Origin of the sequence: Persicimonas caeni (genome assembly GCF_006517175.1) — a bacterium.
GTDB lineage: Bacteria > Myxococcota_A > Bradymonadia > Bradymonadales > Bradymonadaceae > Persicimonas > Persicimonas caeni.
In genome coordinates, this window is the sequence record NZ_CP041186.1 from 7925373 (window position 1) to 7942509 (window position 17137).

Genomic DNA, 17137 nt, shown 5'->3' on the forward strand with positions numbered 1-17137 from the left:
GGCCCCTCCGGCGGAGCGGAGAAGCAGCGTTTTGGGTCCGCGTCGGGAGCACTGCTTGGGTCCGCGTCGGCAACACTGCGCGATCGCGAAGGGGCTCCTCCCCGCGGCATTCGCCGGGGGGAGGTGCCGAGCGCTAGCTGCCGCAGGCAGCGGCGCGCGAGGCGGAGGGGCCGCCTCAACAACCCAAAACTCCCACTCACCTCTTCGGCTCAATCCGCGTAATCCCGTGCATATACGGCACCAACACCTCCGGCACCTTCACGCTTCCATCTTCCCGCTGATAGTTCTCGAGAATCGGAATCAAAATGCGCGGGCTCGCCGCCAGCGTGTTGTTGAGCGTGTAGGCGTACTGAATATTACCGTCTTCGTCGCGGTAGCGGATGCCCGAGCGGCGAGCCTGGTAGTCGTAGAGGCTCGAGCACGAGTGGGTCTCCGAGTAGGCGTTGCGCGAGGGCATCCAGGTCTCGAGCTCGTGCTTGAGCACCTGACCCAGGCCGATCTCGCCCGAGCAGGCCGCCGCGACACGGTACGGCAGGTCGAGCGCCTGCATGAGCTTTTCGGAGTTCGACATGAGCATGTCGTGCACTTCGCGCGACTTCTCTTTGTCGGCCGGGATGATGGCGACCTGCTCGACCTTGGTGAATTGGTGGACGCGGTAGACGCCGCGGGTGTCGGCGCCGGCGCTGCCAGCCTCGCGGCGGAAGCAGGGGCTGTAGCCGGTGTAGAGCTTCGGCAGATCTTCCAGGTCGAGGATCTCGTCCTGGTGGATGCTCACCAGGTAGACCTCGCTGGTGCCCACCAGCCACTTGTCGTCGCGCTCGAGGTGGTAGGTGTCTTCGCGGCCGTACGGGAAGAAGCCCGTGCCGGTCATCGCGCCCTCGTTGACCATGACCGGGCCGAGCACCGGCTCGAAGCCCTGCTCGACCATGATGTCCATGGCCAGGCGCATCACCGCCATCTCGAGCAGCGCACCGGCGCCTTTGAGTAGATAGGCGCGCGAGCCGGCGAACTTGATGGCCCGCTCCTTGTCGATGATGTCGAGCAACTCGCCGAGTTCCTCGTGGTCACGCGGCTCGAAGTCGAACTCGGTCGGCTCGCCGTAGCTGCGCAGCTCGACGTTGTCCTCGTCGGTCTCGCCGACGGGCACTTCCGGCAGCGGCACGTTGGGGACCATCAGCAACAGCTTCTCGTAGTCCTCTTTGACCGCGTTGAGATCGTCGTCGAGGGTTTGGAGCTTCTCTTTGAGCTCCTTGCCCTCTTCGATGAGCTCCGGGCGCTCCTCGTTGGAGGCGCGCGGAATGGCCGAGGCGACCTCGTTTCGGCGCTGACGCACCGCCTCGTTCTCCTGGATGAGCTCGCGGCGCTTCTCGTCGAGCTCGAGCAATCGATCGACGTCGACGTCGAAGCCCTTGTTCTTGGCGCCCTCTTTGACGGCCTCGGCGTTGTCGCGAATGAAGTTGATGTCCAGCATCTGCAATGCTCCCGGTAGGTGATGAGTTATACACCACGCGTCTTAGCAATTGGTAAAACGAATGACAATTGAGTACATTGCCGGCGTTATGGAAAGTCGAAATTGCACAGCAACGAATCTGGTAACCATCCCACTCTTCGTCGGCCTCTTTGTCGCCCTCCTGCTCGGCACGAGCGCCTGCTTCGGCGACGAGGACCCGCCCGCGAGCAGCGACGTGGGTGTCGACGCGGACGCCACCGGGCTCGATAGCGGCGACGACACTGCGGATACCGACACCAAAAACGAGATCGGTGAGCCGTGCTTTGGCCCGCAGGACTGCGTCGAAGGCGCCTCGTGTATCGGCACCGGCCAAAACGATCAGTTCGTCTGCATGGAGAACTGCACCGAGGCCGGGCGCATCTGCGACGACGGCAGCGTGTGCACCTCGCGGCTCGCGTCGGCCGACCCCATCTGCTTCACCGCGGGCACCACCCCGCGCGGCGAGCGCTGCGACACCAACTTGGACTGCGAGCCCGGCACCCTCTGCTTCGGCTCGGACAACGAGTACTACTGCCTGCAGGCCTGTCACGAACTCGACCCGGGCGTCTGCCCCCAGGACACCTACTGCGACACCATCTCCGAGAGCGGAAAAGGGCTGTGTCGCACCCGCGTGGGCGCCGGCTGCACGAGCAGCGCCGACTGCACCGACACGCTCACCTGCTCCGAAGAGCTCGGCGACGCGTTCGCCGGGCTGCTCCCCGGCGGCTACTGCACCCAGAGCGAGTGCTCCGCCGACGCCGACTGCCCCGGCGACAGCGTGTGTCGTACGTTCCCCGACACGTCCACTGCCATTTGTGTGGCCACGTGCGCCACAGACGGCGATTGCCGCTTCAACGCGGATTATCGCTGCCTGCGCGATGGTTATTGTAATGAGGTGAGCAACCCGGAGGGCTGCGAGGCGTTTCGCGCCGGCGAAGACGTCTGCTTTCCGGTAGCGCTCATCGAAAACTTTTAAACGGTGATTTCACCACAGGGGCCACCGAGCACACGGCGAACAACTCGTTTTTGATTTCCCCCGTGTCCCCAGTGCCCTCCGTGGTGAACACTCTTTAATCGCAACCGCCTTGTACGCGTTGCGCGGCCGGGGCCGAGATGTTAGAGGACAGCCCAACGAGAAGGATGTCCCCTGCGTTCTCCCCCGGATTCAACGAGGTAATTGGCCATGAAGATCTTTATCGATAGCGCAAACGTCGACGAGATTCGCGAGGCGGCGAGTCTTGGCCTGGTGGACGGTGTGACCACCAACCCGAGCCTGGTTGCCAAGAGCGGCCGCGATTTCCGCGAAGTGATCGAAGAAATTTGCTCGCTGGTCGACGGCCCGGTCTCCGCCGAGGTCACCGGCCTGCAGGCTGACGAAATGGTCGCCGAGGGCATGGAGTATGCCGCTTGGGCCGACAACGTGATCATCAAGGTGCCGCTGACCCGTGAAGGCCTCAAGGCGTGCAAGCGTCTGAGCTCCGACGGCATCGGCGTCAACGTCACGCTGTGCTTCTCGGCCAACCAGGCGCTCCTGGCTGCCAAGGCCGGCGCGACCTACATCAGCCCGTTCATCGGCCGCCTCGACGATATCGGCCACGACGGCATGCAGCTCATCTCGGACATCGTCGAGATCTATAACCACTACCCGAACCTCGAGACCGAGGTTCTGGTCGCATCGGTGCGTCACCCGCGCCACGTGACCGAGGCTGCCAAGCTCGGCGCCGACGTCGCCACGATTCCTTTCCCCGTCCTCGACAAGATGCTCCTGCACCCCAAGACCGACTCGGGGCTGGAGAAGTTCCTGAAGGACTGGGAGAACGCTAAGTCGTAACTTATCGGCCCACGTCCAGGAGGCCCTGTGCTTGCCAAATTGCTGTTGCTCTTTACGATCATCCCGATCGTCGAACTGGCGATCCTTATCCCGCTCGGACAGTGGATGGGGTTGGTGCCCACCGTGGCCCTCGTGGTGGTGACCGGAGTGTTGGGCGCGGTGTTGGCCAAGCGACAGGGGCTCGCCGCCTGGAATCGCCTGCACGGCGATCTCGGCGAGGGGCGCCTGCCCGGCGACTCCCTCTTGGACGGGCTGGCGGTGCTCATCGCCGGCGCATTTCTGGTTACCCCCGGCGTGCTCACCGACATCGCCGGCATGGTGCTCCTGATTCCGCCGCTTCGAAAGCCGCTCAAGCATTACCTCAAGAAGCGTTTCAAACGCTCCTTGGAATCGGGCTCCGTGACTTATATCAACTTCGAGGGGCCGTTTGCGCAGAACCCGTTCGACCAAGCGTCTCCCTTCGACCAGTCGTCTGCCTACGACGACGGTGAGGTTATCGACGTGACCCCCGACGAGTCGGAGACGCACGAGTCGGACCGACGACGAATGAATTGACTATTTTATTGGACCCCAAGACTGCCAAATGCTTGTAGACATCCACGGTAAATCCGCCCTCTCTCCCGACGTCAACCTCTCCCTCGAAGATGTCGTCGTGCAGGCCAAGTCCTGCGGCATCGGCGCCATCGCCTTCTGCGAGCGGCTGTCGACCAACCTCTGCGAAGACGCCATCGCCATCGGCCGAAGCCACGACATCACCATCTTTATCGGCGTGGAGATCCCCACCGACAAAGGTATTTTGTTGGGGTTCGTGCCCGAGATCGACGGGTTTTATCTGGGCGAAGAGTGGCGACGTCTGGCCGACGTGACCGCCCCGCCCGCCGAGGCGGTCCTCGACCTGTTCGACAGCCGAGGCGGCGCGGTCATCGCCGCGCGCCCCTACGACCTGGACATCCCCTTCAACATGGGCGACCACGTCTTCACCTTCGATAAATTGTCGGCGGTGGAGGTGTTCAACTCGCGCGTGGGCGAGATCCAGCAAGACTTCGCCATGGAGGCAGCTTCCTTTATGGAGGTCTCGTCGGTTGGCGGAAGCGACCCGACCGATTCGCTCGCCGCGGTGGGCAAATACGCGACCTTCTTCGAGGACGACCTGGCCACCCAGCGAGACTTCGTCGACGCGCTCAAGAACGCCGAGTACTGGGCGGTCAAGCTGGGCGAATAAGCCCGCCTCGGTGTCACCCCACTAGCTCTCCTGAATCTCCGCGATCGAAAAGATGGCGCTTCTCCCGCCGATATCCGTGCAGGAGAGCGCCGCTGCTTTGTTGGCGAACTCGATCATGTGGGCGAAGTCCCACTCGTGGAGCAGTCCGTAGGCGAGCGCGCCCAAGAAGATATCGCCTGCCCCGGTGGTGTCGACGACATCGACCGGGTGGGCTTCCTGGCGGATCATCTCCTGGGCGTCGGCGTCCATGCCGACCACGCCCTCATCTCCCATCGTCACAATCACGCGGCACGGCCCGCGGTCGAGCAGCGCTCGGCACAGGCTCTCGAGCCGGCCGACGCCGGCGAATTGGCTGGCAAAGCGCTCCGAGGCGACCAGACAGTCGGCGTTGGCCACCAACTCGGCGGCGTCGCGCTGGCTGCGGTTCGCCTCGAACATCACGGTGATGCCGCGCTTCTTCGCCTCGCGCATCAGCTCGAGCTGCGCGGCCTTCTGTTTGCCGTCGACGAGCAGCAGGTCGACGTCGTCGAGCACCGACACGTCGATCTCGTCGGGCTCGAGCCCCGAGACACTGCCGCGCGTGTAGACCGTCTGCTTGCGTCCGCTTCCGCTCTCGATGAGCACGAAGCGAAACTGGCTGATGGCGCCTTCCTCGTGAATCATGTCGCTGGTGTCGACGCCCTCGTCGGCCAGCGTCGACTCGATGAGCTTGCCGCGCGGGTCGTTGCCGACCTTGCCGATGAACTTGGTCTCCACGCCCCAACGCGCTAACGCGGCGATGGCGGTGGCCGCACATCCGCCGCCCTGGACGCTAAACTTCGACATTTCGGCTTTGAGGTTCGGCTCGGCGAACCGTTCGACGACCCCAAGGTGGTCGAGAGTACAACTTCCAACACTCAGTACACGCATCAGCATCGCTCCCGTTGGTCGACCGCGAGCCGCTCTCGCGCGGCTCACAGGGTCGAATCCGCAGTATCTTCTCGCGCAATGAGACTACAGGTTTGCGCCCCATCCACGCAAGCGCGGGCGAACTTTTCCGCCCTCTGGAATACACCTTCGCGCCACCTCAAAACTCTGAGAGTGCAGGCGCAAAGATTTCAGAATTTCGGCAACCCCTGCAGGTTCTCCGCGCACCCACCCCCGCCCGAAGCTCACGAAAGGCGTGTCGACAGATATTTACGGCGTCGGCATCGTTCTTGCTTCATATCCCAGTGCCAGATCACATATGACCTTTTGCGAAACGAAACTCACACACTGAAAGTGAGGGCAAGATGCACTGGATGAATACGAGAAAGACCGTCGTGCTAATCGCGGCCACCCTGATGGCATGGTCTCTGGGGGCATGCTCGCCGTCGGACGGCGACCCCGGCGCCGCGGAGCACAAGGACCGCTACGTCGGCCAGACCGACTTCGTGTCGGCCGACGGCCGCAACGGCGACCAGACCCAGGACAACACCGAGGGCGAAGACGACGGCAACTTCGACGGCGACACCGCCGCCCCCGGCGCCGACGAAGGCGGCGGGCGCACCGTCGAAGAAGGCGACATCTACCAGGTGATGGCCAGCCACGATTACGTGCTCAACCTGAACAGCTATCGCGGCCTGCAGATCATCGACTTTGGCGACCCGTCGAACCCCTCCATCATCGGCCGCGTGCGCGTCACCGGCCACCCGGTCGAGATGTACCAGGTCGGCGACCGCGTCTACGTGCTCATGAACAACTGGCGCGGCTACTACGGCACGCGTGACGACCTTCTGCCGACCCAATATCAGGGCGGCATGGTCATGGCCGTCGACGTGAGCGACCCGCAAAACCCCTCGGTCACCGGCCAGGCGCAGGTCCCCGGCAATATCCGCACCAGCCGATTGACCCGCGGCAACAACCAGGAAGCGCTCTTCGTGGTCGCCGACGACTACAACAACGGCTCGGAGACCTACGTCAAAAGCTTCACCGTCTCGACCCAGGGCCAGCTGACCGCCAAGAGCGAGCTTCGCTTCGGCGGCCACATCGGCGACATCCAGGCGACCCCCGAGCGGCTGATGGTCGCGCGCAACGACTACCAGAGCAGCACGGGCTACGAGACCCAGGTCTCGCTCATCGACATCAGCAACCCCACCGGCGAGATGGTCGAGGGCGACTCGGTGCAGGTCAAAGGCATCGTGCGCAACCAGTTCAACATGCATATCCAGGGCGACGTGATGCGCATCGTGTCGGCCGGCAGCTGGGCGGGCTCGGACACCAACCACCTCGAGACCTTCGACGTCTCCGACATCCAGAACATCACGCCCATCGACCACGACACCTTCGGCGACAACCAGGACCTGTTCGCCACCCTCTTCCTCGAAGACCGCGCCTTCTTCGTCACTTACTTCCGCCAAGACCCGTTCCACGCGTTCTCCATCGACGCCAACGGCCAGGCCGAAGAAAAATCCGAGTTCATCGTCTCGGGCTGGAACGACTACTTCCAGGCCGTCGCCAGCAATACGCGCCTTATCGGCATCGGCAAAAACGACGAGAACGGCAGCACGATGGCCGTCAGCCTGTACGACATCACCGACCTGACCAACCCGCACCCGCTCATCGAGCGCAAAGAGGTCGACCTCGACTGGAGCTGGTCGGAGGCGAACTGGGACCACCGCGCCTACTCGGTGCTCGAGAAGGGAACGCGGGTGACCGCGCCCACCGGCGAGACCGAGACCGGCCTGGTCCTGCTCCCCTTTAGCGGCTGGGACGACGACGAAGACCGCTACGTCTCGGCGGTCCAGATCTTCACCTTCTCGAACAACACGCTCACCCTGCGCGGCACGATGGACCACGGCTCGCGCGTTCGTCGAAGCTTCGTGGCCGACCGCGCGGCCCACACCACCGCCAACCTGTCGGAGCAGGAGCTCAGCCTCTTCAACACCTCCGACCCCGACTCGCCCCAGGAGCTTGGCCGCGTCGAACTCGCCCCCAATTACAACGGCTTCTGGATCTTCGGAAACCACGGCGTGCGCCGCCAGAGCAGCCGAAACTACTACTATTACTACAGCAACGACGCCGGCGAGACCGACACCCTCGAGGTCGTCGGCCTGGCGGGCGACCCGGACACCGCCCAGTCCTTGGCCGAGGTCGAAATCCCGAGCAACGCCCAGGTCTACAAGGTCGACGACCTGCTCGTGACCGCCACGCTGCACCAGATCGACAATGCGTCGAGCAACCAGCGCCGCTACGAGACCGAGATCAACGTGTGGGACTTCAGCACCCCGACCGCCCCGACCTTCCGCGGCTCCCTGACCACCGACCAGATCCAGAGCTCGTACTACCGTGACTACGGCTACGCCGAGGACTGCTACGACTGCGGCTACTGGTACGGAAGCGTCGACGGCCGCGTCGTCGACGACGGCCTGGTCTTCGTGAGCGCCGAAACCGAGCGCGAGCGCGTCGGCACGATGCACTACCGCTACATCCACCCCGACAACGACGACCGGTACAACGCGTGCTGGGACAACGGCGAGCGCCAGGCGTGCACCTACCTGGTCGGCGGCATCAGCTGCCGGCAGACCGAGCGCCTCGACGGCACCATGGAGCCGGAGGTCTGCGAGGGCACCATCCGCGAGTGCACCCGCGACGAGAACGGCCAGACCGACTGCGTCGACATCGACGCGTCGACCATCGAGACCGAGGAGCGCACCCACAGCTACGACCAGTACCGCTACTGGAGGCACTACGACCTGCAGGCCCTCGACCTTCGCAACCCCGCCCAGCCGACCCTGGGTGCCAGCGTCGAGATGCCCGACAGCGAGGACGACGTCAACTTGTTGGCGCGCGGCAACGACATCTATATCACCCACCGCGAGTCGACCCGCGTGCCCAACGACAACCGCCCCTACGTGCGCTACTTCTTCAAGAAGATCGACTTTAGCAGCCTGTCGAACCCGCAGGTGGCCGCGCCGGTCAACATCCCCGGCCAGCTCATCGAGGTCGACGGCGACACGATAATCACCCGCGACTCCCTGTGGGGCGAGAACATCGTCGAGACCTCCATCAACAAGCTCGTGGTCCACAACGGCCTGGCCTACCTGAAGGGCACCAAGCGCTACCGCGACCGCGAGGTCAACCAGGTCGCCCTCGACGGCGCCGGCCACGTGCTGGTCAGCCACCGCCTGGGCTGGCGCGTCGCCTACGACGAGCACGGCTCGAGCTACTACGAGGAAGCCGACCGCTCCAACTACCTGTCGGTGCTCGACATGCAGACCAACAGCCTGCCCGAGCTCGCCGACTTCGAGGTCGACCGCTGGGCGAACCTCCAAGACGCCCGCGCCGGCCGCGCCCTCTTCTCGATTCCGGGCGGCCTGCTCGTCGTCAACCTCAACAACCCCGCCGCCCCCTACGCCCAGGCCTACTTCCCCACCCGCGGCTGGCCGCGCGACATCACCGTCCACAACGGCGACGTCTACTTCGCCGGCGGCTACTACGGCATGTACAAGTTCGGCCTCAACGAGACGAACTTGAGCGCGCAATAAGCGCGCACGACATACCCGCCTAACACGAAAGGCGCCGGCCTCCTCGAGACCGGCGCCTTTCGTCCGTGATCGTCGTCGTGATCGTGATCGTGATCGTCGCCCCCGCCCGCACACCTCTTTGTCCACCTCGCATCACACATTTTCGCGCCGCACACGCCTTTGCTCGCCTCGCATCACACATTTTCGCGCCGCACACCTCTTTGTCCGCCTCGCATCACACATTTTCGCGCCGCACACGCCTTTGTCCGCCTCGCATCACACATTTTCGCGCCGCACACCTCTTTGTCCGCCTCGCATGCCCGTCGTAGATTCTGCACTCCCCTTTGTTCGCCGCGCACGAGCGTCGTAGATTCTGCACTCCCCTTTGTACGCCGCGCACCGGCGTTGTAGATTCTGCACTCCCCTTTGTACGCCGCGCACCGGCGTTGTAGATTCCGCGCGACCCGATGTCCGCCGCGCACCGGCTTCGTAGATTCTGCACTCCCCTTTGTACGCCGCGCACCGGCTTCGTAGATTCCGCGCGACCCCATGCGCCCCAAGTTTGCACATAGAACGCCGGCCATCTCACCCAAGAGACCCCGGCGGGTTCAACCTCATCCTTCGCCACATTCTTTCGTCCACGTTTAGCTCTTCTAGACGCAAGAGCGATGGAAGGCCTCCGACTCGATGTCTTCTGATGAGCGGAGCCGGAGGCGGAGCGACACCCGGCGGTGTTTGCCGGGTCTTTGTAGCCGGGTGTGACCGAAGGGAACGCCCGGAGCGCCAGAGACCCCTCTCCGCTACGCTACGAGGGGTGGCGCTTCGGCTTGCGCCTCCGCTTATCAAGACGACTTCAGATTTGTGGGGAAGGATGAGGGCCCTCTATTGAGGTAATTAGCATTGAAGGGCGGACGATTCGCGGCGTTTGCGCGAAACAACGCAGACAGGCAATAGCCACGTGGCTGATCTGCACGCCCACCGCCACACGCACACGCAACGTATCGTCCGCCCTTCAATCGTAATTCCACCTCAATAGCCGGCGTGAACCCACTGCAAGACGTTCAATCTACGCCGCCGCCGTCGAAATCCCCACCCGGGGATATTCGATGCCGTGCTCCCGAAACGCCCGCTTGACCCTTGCGGTCACATCCGTCTCGAAGGCCTTCTCGTAGCGCACGTCGATGACATACGCCTTGCACTGGATGATCGTCGAGAAGGCCATGCCGGTGACGTCGTCCTTCATGGTGATGGTGACCGGCTTGTTCAGGTAGACGTATTTGGAGGTGACGCACGCCTCGTAGATGATGCGGCGGGCCAGGTCGAAGTCCTCGTCCATCGAGATGTAGAACTTGATGACGATCATCATGTCGAGCGCGCCGGAGTTTCCGGAGGTGACCGCCTCGGTCAAGAACTTGTTGTTGGGGATGCTGACTTCGCTGTCGTCGAGGGTCTGGATGCGCACCGAGCGCAGCCCGATCTCGGTAACCTCGCCGTAGGTGTCGCCGAAGGTGACCCGGTCGCCGACCTGGAAGGGTTGGTCGACGAGGATGAGGATGCCGGCCATGACACTCGAGGCGGTGTCTTTGAGGGCAAAGCCAATGGTCACCGCCAGCGTGCCGCCCAGACCCAGGAGCGCGGTTTTGTCCTCCTCGGCGTCGAAGAAGGTCATCACGAGCATGTACAGCGCGATGGCGAAGATGGCCACGCGTGAGAAGCTCGCGACCTTCTTGAGCATCAGGCGGCGCTTGGCGTTGCCCTCGCCCATCTTCTCGAGGGTGGCCTGCAACACCCGGCTTGCGACCACCGCCGCGCCGATGATGGCCAGCGCCCAGATGATCTTTTCGAACTCGAACAGGTCGGCCTTCTGGGCCAGCTCGGCCACGGTCTCGGCGTCGGCCTGGGCGACGAGCGGGATGTGATGGAGGAGGTGGAGCATGATCAATCCCACAAGAAGTTGGAGGCGCTGAGCTTCTTGACGACCTGGCGGAAATACAGCGGGCTGAGGTAGGCGCGCCGGCCCGACGGGTCGAGCTCGACGATCTCGCGCTCTTCGAAGTAGTTGAGGGCCATCTCGCAAAAGGCGCGGTCCGAGTTGATGATCTCGGCGATCTCACCGGCGTCGAGCGCCCCGTGCTGGGCGATGGCGGCCAGGGCGAACAGGTAGTCGTCGCTCAACTGCTGGACCGGCTGCATCGACGGCTTGCGGAACAGGCTCACCTGCATGTCGCCGTCGGCGTTGGGCTTGACGCTTCGCTTCCAGAAGCGCAGCGCCACCATCGGGTTGCCGCCGCTGAACTCGTGCAGCAGGCGGAAGTAGCCGTTGGCCGTCTTGATGATCTCGTAGAAGTCGTGGTCGCCCTCTTCGTGAGCCACCACCAGGTCGGTGAAGCTGATATTGCGCCCGGCGAGCGCGTTTCGGCGCTGGACGAGGTCCTGGATCTCGCGCTCGTTCCAGGGGCGAAGCTCCAAGATCTGGCCGAAATAGTGTTTTCGGGGGCGCACCCGGTTGATGTAGTTCCAGGCGTATTTGTTGAACGTGAGCACCCAGTAGTGGATGTCGTCGGTCAGGTTGACGACCTCCAAGAAGGTGTCCAGGCCGGCGAAGCCGCCGATTTCGCGCACGAAGAAGTGGTGGCAGTCGTCGATGAGCAGCACGCGCGGCTCGAGCTCGCGAAGCGCTTCGACGAGCTCGACGCGCGACTCGGGGACCTCGTCGAGCTCGAAGAGGTCGGCCAGAAAGCCGAGCACGCCGTCGTCGACGACCTTCGAGGCGAGCGAGGTGTACTTGCGCGTCAGGTCGGGGAACTCCTTGGCGAAGGCGCGCGAGACGTCGTTGAGCAGGCTCGTCTTGCCCATGCCCTGCTCGGCGCTGATGGCGAGCGAGCCCTGCGGGCGCCCGTCGCGCAAAAAGGCGCGCGCGTCGGCGACCACGTACTCGAGCTGGTCCTGGCGGATGACCTTGTAGTTCTCGTCGTCGAGCGGGCGCTGCTCGAAATAGGCAGCGTAGTCGTCGGGCAGCGGCTCGCTCGTCGTGCTCGTGTCGACCTCTTCGCCGCTTCGCTCCTTTTGCTGCATCTCGATGCGCTTTCGGAACACGAAGTTGCTCACCCGCTTGCTCCACTCGGTGTCGCTGGCGTGGGTGCGGGCGAATTGGCCGATCTCGCGAAACGCCACGTAGATAAAGGCCACGGCGATGACGAGCACGCCGTAAAAGCGGTCCTTGTGGTTTTTGACGAACTCGACCGAGCGCGGCAACCGGTCTTCGGCCAGGCGCACGAACAGGGCGGCGATATCGTCCTTCCAGGTCGACAGGACCATGTAGACGACGATGGCCAGGCCCCACACGAAGAAGGTCTTGACCAGCCAACTGATGACCGAGTGGCCCACCAATTCGGTGACCGCGCGGGGCACGTAGTGCTCGAGCAGCCAGAAGACCAGAATGATGCGCACGCTGCGCACGAGCTTCTGGGCGCGGGTGATCTCGATGGTGATGACGTCGACCGCCGACAGGGACTGACGCCCGTCGCTGGCGCCAATCTGGACCAGGTCGGGCGCCGGAGAGCGGCCGGCCTGCTCGCGGTAGCGCCGGGGCAGCACCATGACCTTGACCAGCGTCATGACCACCCAGAACAAGAAGAAGGCGTCGACCGCCCAGCCCAAAAAGACCAGCTCGCCGAAGGCGTCGGCCACGTAGGCGACCAGCTTGTCGATGACCAGGTAGAGGACCACCGGGCGGATGATCGAGCGCAAGACCTCGGCGGCCTTGATGGTCACCCGCGCGTAGCGTTGGAAGAAGCGGCGTCGAAGCGCCCAGCCGGTCAGCTTGCGGATGAGCGGATCGGTGTAGTGCTGCGAGACGTAGATGACCCCGCCCAGGAGCAAAAACCAGCCGAGCAGCCCCAAGATCCAGCCCCACAGCTCCACCGAGGTCAGCCGGGTGGGAAGCTCGAGGGCCTGCTGCAGGCGCATTTCGGCGATATCGACGCTGCGCTCCAGCGCCTGAAGCACGCCAAACCAGGCGCTCTGCCAGTTCTCGTCGCTGAAGATGGAGTAGAACTTGTCGCGCTGCGCGTCGCTGATTCTGGGGAGCAGCCGCTCGATCGACTCGTTGTAGTAGTCGAGCTGCTCGCGATCGAGGGCGAGCTGCTTTTGGCGCGCCTGGGCGATGTCGCGGTAGGCCTCGAGCTTGCGCGCCTCGAGGTCGCGTTGGGCCTCGGCGAGCTTGACCTTCTGCTCGCCGACGACCGTCTGGCCGAGCTCGTCGAGCTCCTCGCGGGCCGTCTCGACCCGTTCTTTGGTCAGCTCGAGCGCCTCGTTGGCCGCGTCGAGCTTGTCCTGGGCGTTGTCGACCTGATTTCGGTGCAGCCGCAGCGAATCGCGCACCTCGCGGCGGTGCTCGAGCAGCTTGCGAAAGACCGGGTCGATAGCCTGCTGCGCGTACGACTGCGTCGGGAAACCGGGGAACGCAGAGATCTTCGCCTCGAACTCCTCGCGCGCCTTGGCGAACTCCTCGACGCGCTCGGCGCGGCGCTCGCTGGCCTCCTGGATCTGCTCGGTCTGGTGGCGGGCGACGTCGGCGATTTGCTCGAGCACCTCGCGGCGCTTGGAGATGAGGCGTCGCACCTGGGCGTCGCGCTCGCGAGCCTCGCGGGCCTTGGCGCGCTCGGCCTCGGCCAGCGCGGCCTTCTCGGCGGCGGCCGCCTCGTTGATGCGCACCTGCTGGCGCTGGGCCTGGTCGGCCACGAGTTTGGCTTCGCGGCGCAGGTTCTCGGCGCGCTCGGCCAACAGATCGATGAGCTTGCGGCGGCTCTCGATGGGCGCTCGAATCCCGGCGACCATCGCCTCGGTCATCCCCAGGCGAGCGCGCATGGTGGCGGCCTTGCAGGCCAGGCTCTGGCGAGCTTCGTCGGGCAGACTCTCGTCGGAGAGCTGCTCGTCGAGCACGACGCTGGAGGTCTCGAAAAAGGTCAGCCGCTTCTCGAGCGGCTCGAGGCGCGCCTCCAGGGCGGCGATCTCGCGGTGCGCCTGGGCGTCGAGCGCCTTGACGCGATCGAGCGTGGCCACCTGATCGGCGCTGATGCCGTGGTCGGCCACCAACTCGCCGAGCACGCTGTTGGGCGCAGGGGCGCCCTCGGCGGCCTTAGTCGCCTCGGAGCCGTCGCCGGAGGAAGCCTCTGCGACCGCTTTTGCTTGTTCTGCAGAAGAGCCCGATGAGGAATCAGATGAGGATGGCTCGGGCGAAGATGTCGCCTGGCCATCGTCGGTCTCTTGTGCGACAGCCGTCAGAGGCTCTACAAAGGAGACCGCGAGAATCAGCAGCAAGCCCGCGAGGACGAGCTGCCGGAAGGCGAGTTTGGCCGAAGTTGAGGTCATAGACTGCTACAGCACTCGCGTAACCAAGGCGCGCCCGATTCGCAGGAAACTCTGCGACGATCGAATGCAAGTGGCGCGCGACGTCTTGATTTTATACGATTTGGCTCCCGGTAAGTCACATAAAATTCCAAATCGGACCACCTGCCTGACGCAGTACACTTGAACCAAACGACCTCTAAATTACTTCCAAGGCTCACCTTTTGGGCGCTCGCGGTGCTCATGATGGTGCTGTACGGCTGCGGCCGCGACCGCGTCGTCTATAAGTGGAACGAGCGCGTGCTGGCCGCAGGCGAGTTGCAGGACGAAGGGAAGCTCGACGAGGCCGAAGCGCGCTACAGGAAGCTTCTCGAGTCCTCGCCCGACGCCGACGCGCGCCGCCACGTGCTCAACGAGCTGGGCGCGATTGCCGAGGAGCGGGGCGACTGGAAAAGAGCGCTCGCCCTCTACAAAAAGGTCTGGACCGAAGAGATCGACGACGAGGCCGGCGGCCACGCGCTGTACCACGCGGCCACGATCGTCGACGAAGAGCTCGGCCAGACCGAGCGCGGCCTGGCGATGAAGCGCAAGGTCGCCAAGCGCTACCCCAAGTCGGTCTCCGCCGAGTTCGCCGCACGGGACCTGGTCGGGCATTACGAGGCCAAGGGCGACTTCGACGCGATGCGTGCGGCCGTCGACGCCTTGTACGAGGACGTCGCCGACACGCCGGTCGCCGACAATATCCTCTTTGCGGCCGGCGAGTCGCTCGAGGTCGAAGCCAAAGACGAAGACGCCGCCCTGCCCTATTACCGAAAAGTCTACGACACCTACCCGGAGGGCGGCCTAGCCGACGACGCGCTGTGGCAAGCGGCGATGATCTATCACCGCCGCCAGCAGTGGGCCCCGGCGATACGCCTGCTCACCCGGCTGGCCGACAACGTCGAGACCTCGTGGTTCGTGGGGAGCTACAACTCCCCGTGGGCGAACGACGCGCGCTTCGAGCTCGGCTTGATTCACCTGATGTACCTGGACGACTACGACGCCGCCCTGGCCCACTTCGAGCGCTACTTGGAGGATTTCCCGACGAGCCTGCAGCTCGACGACGCCGGCTGGCATATCGTGCACCTGTATCGGCTCATGGGCGACCAAGAGCGCTACCGCGAGGCGCTCGGCGAGTTCATCGAGCGCTACCCGGAGAGCCGGTACGTGCGCGATGCTCGCGAACTGCTCGAGGGGGACGGCCAATGATTCGGGTCGAAAATATCACCAAATTCCACCTGGGCCGCCCGGTGCTGCGCAACGTGTCGCTCGAGGTACCCGAGGGGTCGAACCTGGGGCTCATTGGCCCTGGCGGCGCGGGCAAGACGGTCTTGCTCAAGATCATCAGCGGGCTGATTCGCCCCGACGCCGGCAAGGTGTTCATCGGCGACGTCGACGTGCACAGCCTCAAAGAGACCGAGCTTGCCGAGCTTCGCCAAGACCTGGGGATGCTCTTCCAGAACTACGCGCTCTTCGACTTCATGACCGTCTCGGAGAATATCGCCTTCCCGCTGCGCCAGGAGGGCGAGGTCGACGACGAGACGATCGATAGGCGGGTCAAAGAGCTGCTCCAGGAGATCGGTTTGCCGACGGCGGCGGACAAATACCCCAACGAGCTGTCGGGAGGCATGAAGAAGCGCGTCAGCTACGCTCGCGCGGTGATTCAGGCCCCGCCGATTCTGTTCTACGACGACCCTACCGCCGGCCTCGACCCGGTGACGAGCTCCAAGATCTTCTTGCTGCTTCGGCGCATGCAGGCCGAGTACGGCACGACCTCGATCACCATCAGCCACGACATCGAGGGGATCAAAGATATCTGCGACCGCTTCGCGATGCTCGAACGCGGCGAACTTGTGTTCTATGGTACCCGGGACGACATCGAGACGACGGATCACAGCCTCGTCCGACAGTTCTGGGACGGCTTTAGCGACGACGAGCTTGGATAAGGAATGCTCAACCCCGTTCGCTACATAGGTGAGAACTTTCTGCGCTGGTGCCACGATATCGGTGGCCTGGTCATGATGATGGGCAAGGTGTTCATCAACTTTGCCCCGTGGAAGCTCGACAAGCCCCAGATCTGGCGAAATATGTACCGCGTGGGGGTCAAGAGCTTCCCCATTGTCGTGGTCACCGCGCTCTTGACCGGCGCGATCATGGTCATCCAGAGCGGGCTGTATATCGAACAATACGGCGCGCACGGCCTGCTGGGCTGGGGCGCGGGCTACAGCGTGCTGCGCGAGGTCGGCCCGATCATGATCGGGCTGATGTTCTCGGGGCGAGTGGGCGCCAACAACACCGCCGAGCTCGGCACGATGAAGGTCACCGAGCAGGTCGACGCGCTGCGCGCGCTGGCCATCGACCCGATCAGCTACCTGGTGATGCCGCGCGTCATCGCGATGATCGTCATGATGTTCCTGCTGGTCATCGTCGGCGACTTCACCGCCCTTCTGGGCGGCGCGGTCACCAGCCAGGTGCTCCTGGGCGTGGACATGAAGCTGTTCGCCTGGAGTATCGTCACCTACATCGAGTTGGGCGACTTCACCCACGGGCTGTGGAAGGCGGTGGCGTTTGGCTACGCGATCGCCATCATCTCGTGCCACTTCGGCATGAACACCAGCGGCGGCGCCGTGGGCGTGGGCCGCGCGGTCAACGCCTCGGTCGTTGGCAGCGCGATCGCGATCTTTGTTTTGGACTACTTTATTACGTTCATGGTGCTGTAAGCC

General features: G+C 64.0%; 12 protein-coding genes. 8 read left to right on the forward strand and 4 right to left on the reverse strand.

All coding sequences use genetic code 11. From position 1 onward, the window contains the following. Nucleotides 1–196 precede the first annotated feature (196 nt). Entirely contained in the window at nt 197–1471 is a 1275-nt protein-coding gene (gene serS, locus FIV42_RS29435) for a serine--tRNA ligase (RefSeq protein ID WP_141201163.1), read from the reverse strand. 88 nt (nt 1472–1559) lie between these two features. Between serS and FIV42_RS29440 the strand changes: the two genes are divergently transcribed. From FIV42_RS29440 to FIV42_RS29455, 4 genes are all read left to right on the forward strand, one after another. Next, nucleotides 1560–2465, forward strand: coding sequence for a hypothetical protein (locus FIV42_RS29440; RefSeq protein ID WP_141201164.1), 906 nt, complete (start codon nt 1560–1562; stop codon nt 2463–2465). Nucleotides 2466–2672: 207 nt separating this feature from the next. Continuing rightward, entirely contained in the window at nt 2673–3320 is a 648-nt protein-coding gene (gene fsa, locus FIV42_RS29445; protein ID WP_141201165.1) for a fructose-6-phosphate aldolase, read from the forward strand. 27 nt (nt 3321–3347) lie between these two features. Further along, entirely contained in the window at nt 3348–3875 is a 528-nt protein-coding gene (locus FIV42_RS29450) for an FxsA family protein (RefSeq protein ID WP_141201166.1), read from the forward strand. A 28-nt stretch (nt 3876–3903) separates the two neighbouring features. Further along, nucleotides 3904–4542 (forward strand): PHP domain-containing protein, encoded by a 639-nt coding sequence (locus tag FIV42_RS29455; RefSeq protein WP_141201167.1) that lies wholly within the window; start codon nt 3904–3906, stop codon nt 4540–4542. A 21-nt stretch (nt 4543–4563) separates the two neighbouring features. Here the strand turns inward: FIV42_RS29455 and FIV42_RS29460 are convergent, their stop codons facing one another. Beyond that, entirely contained in the window at nt 4564–5451 is an 888-nt protein-coding gene (locus FIV42_RS29460; protein ID WP_168211026.1) for a carbohydrate kinase family protein, read from the reverse strand. A 371-nt stretch (nt 5452–5822) separates the two neighbouring features. Between FIV42_RS29460 and FIV42_RS29465 the strand changes: the two genes are divergently transcribed. Next, nucleotides 5823–9047: a beta-propeller domain-containing protein gene (locus FIV42_RS29465; RefSeq protein WP_168211027.1), complete on the forward strand. Its 3225-nt coding sequence runs from the start codon at nt 5823–5825 to the stop codon at nt 9045–9047. A 1045-nt stretch (nt 9048–10092) separates the two neighbouring features. Here the strand turns inward: FIV42_RS29465 and FIV42_RS29470 are convergent. Together FIV42_RS29470 and FIV42_RS29475 are read right to left on the reverse strand one after the other, a co-directional pair. Further along, entirely contained in the window at nt 10093–10962 is an 870-nt protein-coding gene (locus FIV42_RS29470) for a mechanosensitive ion channel family protein (protein ID WP_141201170.1), read from the reverse strand. A gap of 2 nt (nt 10963–10964) precedes the next feature. After that, nucleotides 10965–14399, reverse strand: coding sequence for a coiled-coil domain-containing protein (locus FIV42_RS29475; protein ID WP_141201171.1), 3435 nt, complete (start codon nt 14397–14399; stop codon nt 10965–10967). A 219-nt stretch (nt 14400–14618) separates the two neighbouring features. Between FIV42_RS29475 and FIV42_RS29480 the strand changes: the two genes are divergently transcribed. Genes FIV42_RS29480 through FIV42_RS29490 form a run of 3 tightly spaced genes read left to right on the forward strand, consistent with a single transcriptional unit; the run spans nt 14619 to nt 17134 of the window. Beyond that, entirely contained in the window at nt 14619–15623 is a 1005-nt protein-coding gene (locus FIV42_RS29480; RefSeq protein WP_141201172.1) for a tetratricopeptide repeat protein, read from the forward strand. Continuing rightward, complete coding sequence (locus FIV42_RS29485) at nt 15620–16360, forward strand: ABC transporter ATP-binding protein (RefSeq protein ID WP_141201173.1); 741 nt, start codon at nt 15620–15622, stop codon at nt 16358–16360. The genes FIV42_RS29480 and FIV42_RS29485 overlap by 4 nt, the downstream gene beginning before the upstream one ends. A gap of 3 nt (nt 16361–16363) precedes the next feature. Beyond that, on the forward strand, nt 16364–17134 hold the full coding sequence (locus tag FIV42_RS29490) for an MlaE family ABC transporter permease (RefSeq protein WP_141201174.1): 771 nt from the start codon (nt 16364–16366) through the stop codon (nt 17132–17134). Nucleotides 17135–17137: the final 3 nt, after the last annotated feature.